At 28.0% G+C, this 3,014-nt stretch carries 2 protein-coding genes and 1 rRNA gene; 2 read left to right on the top strand and 1 reads right to left on the bottom strand.

The window, feature by feature from the left end:
* Positions 1-98 (top strand): 5S ribosomal RNA (rrf, locus tag QOZ84_RS16295); the annotation flags it as partial.
* A gap of 141 nt (positions 99-239) precedes the next feature.
* Here the strand turns inward: rrf and QOZ84_RS16290 are convergent.
* The gene (locus tag QOZ84_RS16290; RefSeq protein WP_284133951.1) at positions 240-1,433 is read right to left on the bottom strand and encodes a pyridoxal phosphate-dependent aminotransferase; all 1,194 of its coding nucleotides are present in this window, start codon (positions 1,431-1,433) and stop codon (positions 240-242) included.
* A gap of 336 nt (positions 1,434-1,769) precedes the next feature.
* Here QOZ84_RS16290 and QOZ84_RS16285 point away from each other — a divergent pair, with 336 nt between their 5' ends.
* Complete coding sequence (locus tag QOZ84_RS16285; RefSeq protein ID WP_284133950.1) at positions 1,770-2,609, top strand: sulfurtransferase; 840 nt, start codon at positions 1,770-1,772, stop codon at positions 2,607-2,609.
* Positions 2,610-3,014: the final 405 nt, after the last annotated feature.

Below are 3,014 nucleotides of genomic sequence, written 5' to 3'. Positions count from 1 at the left end.
AGGATACACCTGTTCCCATTCCGAACACAGAAGTTAAGCTCTTTAGCGCTGATGGTACTTGGTGGGCAACTGCCTGGGAGAGTAAGACGTAGCCACGTAATCTTTTTTTATGTATAAAATTAAATAAGTTTATAAAAATAAGAGATGAATAAAAAATATTCATCTCTTATTTTAGTTAAACTAAATAAATATATAGATTTTCTAAAATGAAAAGAGTGTGCATAAGCACACTCCTTATTTTATTTATTTAATTTTAAGTATGTTTCTAAACCAGCTTTTAATATCTTAGCAGCATTAGCTAAGTCTTCTTTGTTTAATATATAAGCAAGTCTTATTTCATCAATACCAAGTCCTTCAGTAGCATAGAAACCTTCAGCAGGACAAGGCATAACTGTTTGTCCATCTATATCAAAATCACTTAATAACCATTTTACGAAATGATCAGCGCTTTTAACTGGCAGTTTAGCAACTATATAAAATGCTCCTGTAGGCTTTTTACACACAACGCCAGGAACTTTTACAAGCTCATTATACAGGACATCTCTTCTTTCTTTGTATTCTTCATTTACTTCTACAAGATAAGTATTTGGTGTTTTATAAAGTTCAATAGCACCAACTTGCTCTAAAGTAGGAACTGATAGTCTTGCTTGGCACAGTTTTAACATTTGAGCCATAAATACCTTGTTTTTAGAAGCGACTGATCCAATTCTAGCTCCACAAGCGCTATATCTTTTAGATACACTGTCTATTATTATAACTCTATCAGCAACTTCATCTATGTTACCTAAACTAGTGTAATCACCTTCATAAACAAATTCTCTATACACTTCATCAGCCATTATCCATAAATCGTTTTCCTTGGCTATGTCAGATATCATTTGAATTTCTTCTTTAGTGTAAACAACTCCAGTTGGATTTCCTGGGTTTGAAAATAAGATAGCACGAGTTTTAGAATCTATTTTAGATACTATTTCTTCTTTTGAAGGGAAATGGAATCCATTTTCTGCTAATGTAGTAATAGGTTTTATTTCTACACCTACTGCTTTAGCAAAGCTGTTGTAGTTTGAATAAAATGGTTCAGGCACTAATATATTATCGCCTTCATTACATGTAGCTATCATAGCAAATAATAAAGCTTCACTACCGCCATTTAATATTAATATTTCATCTTTATTAAAGTTCATGTTATAACCTTGATAGTACTTTTGGATAGCCTCGATAAGTTCAGGTAATCCTTCTGATAGTGCATATTCTAAAACCTCACCTTTGTAGTTTTTTATTGCGTTGAAAAACTCGTCTGGTGTTTTAATATCAGGTTGTCCTATATTTAAATGATAAACTTTCTTTCCACCTTTTTTTGCTTCTGCAGCATAAGTTAATAGTTCCATGATAGTAGAAGCTGGAACAGCCTGTATTCTAGATGATATATTCATATCTATAACCCTCCTGGTCTAAAATTTATTTAATGTATTGTATAAAATTGAATATATTAAAGCCTTAGTATTTACATATAGATTTAATAAAGATAGATACTAAATAAAAATATATGTCATTTTAAGATATATTTTACCATAAAAAAAACGAATTCCTAATTAATTATATATTAGAAATTTTCAGAAAATATATACTTATAATGTTTTTATATTAAATAGGAGATTATATTCGTTAGTTAAAGTAGTTTAAAAATTATTCTAAAAGTATGTTTTAAAAAATTATACTGTAGTATAGTATGTATTGAATATTAAATTAAAAAATTTAGGAGGACTATTATGAGAAACTTAGTGAATGCTATTTGGCTAAAGAAAAATCTAAATAATGAAAAATTAGTAATCGTAGATTGTAGATTTGACTTAATGGACAAACAATATGGAAAAAGAAGTTACGATGAGGGACACATTAAAGATGCTGTTAGAGTAGATTTAGAAACAGAGTTATCTAGTAAAGTAAAAGAACATGGAGGAAGACATCCTATACCAAATATAGAAGAGTTAAAGAATACTTTCGAAAATATAGGAATAAGTAATGATTCTATAATAGTTACTTATGATGATGGTGATTTGGCTGGACCTTCTAGACTTTGGTGGATATTGAAATATCTAGGTCATGAAAATACATATGTATTAGATGGTGGAATAAATACTTTTAAAGAGATTAATGGTGAAATAACTCAAGAAGTAAGTCCTATTAATAAAGGTGATTTTAAAATTGAACTTAATGAAGATATGAGAGTAAATATGGAATATGTTAAAGAAAGATTATATAAGGACAACGTGGCTATAATTGACTCAAGAGAAAATAAAAGGTATAAAGGTGAATTTGAACCAGTAGATAAAAGAGCTGGTCATATACCAAGCGCATTAAACTATTTTTGGATGGATATATTAAATATAGATGGAGCTAAATTAAATATAAAGTCATTAGAAAATCTTAAAAATCATTTTGAAAGTTTAAAAAAGTATGATGAGGTTATAGTTTACTGTGGTTCTGGTATAACAGCTTGTCCAAATAGCTTAGGACTTAGTGAAGTTGGAATAAAACACAAAGTTTATTGTGGAAGTTTTAGTGATTGGATAAGTTATGAAAATAATGAAGTAGAGCAGAATTTATAATCGTATATAAGTTTATATTTTAATATTAAAGCTAATAGAATTAATAATAAGTACTTGGTAAGTTTCGATAATTATTAAGTACTTATTTTTATATTGAATTCATGTATATTAACAATTTAAGCATGTTAAGAAATATAATAATTAAAAATATAATTTAAATTAAAAAAAGTATTGACGAAACTATTTTGAGATGGTATAGTTATACTTGTCCTTAAGAAAAGGGACAACAAGTAAAACAAACAACAGAAAATAGTTGACAAAGCAAGAATGTTTTGGTAAACTAAGGAAGTTGAAAAAATGAACTTTGAAAATTAAACAGTAGGTTAATTTATAGAATTTGAAACAAACGAAACATAAAGCCAGATATATAACAGTATCTGAGCCCTAGATAAACTTTTATTTAAG

The sequence above is a fragment of the Romboutsia sedimentorum genome, assembly GCF_030131845.1.
In the GTDB taxonomy this organism is placed as follows: domain Bacteria; phylum Bacillota; class Clostridia; order Peptostreptococcales; family Peptostreptococcaceae; genus Romboutsia_D; species Romboutsia_D sedimentorum.
This window is presented reverse-complemented; position numbering and strand designations above follow the sequence as displayed.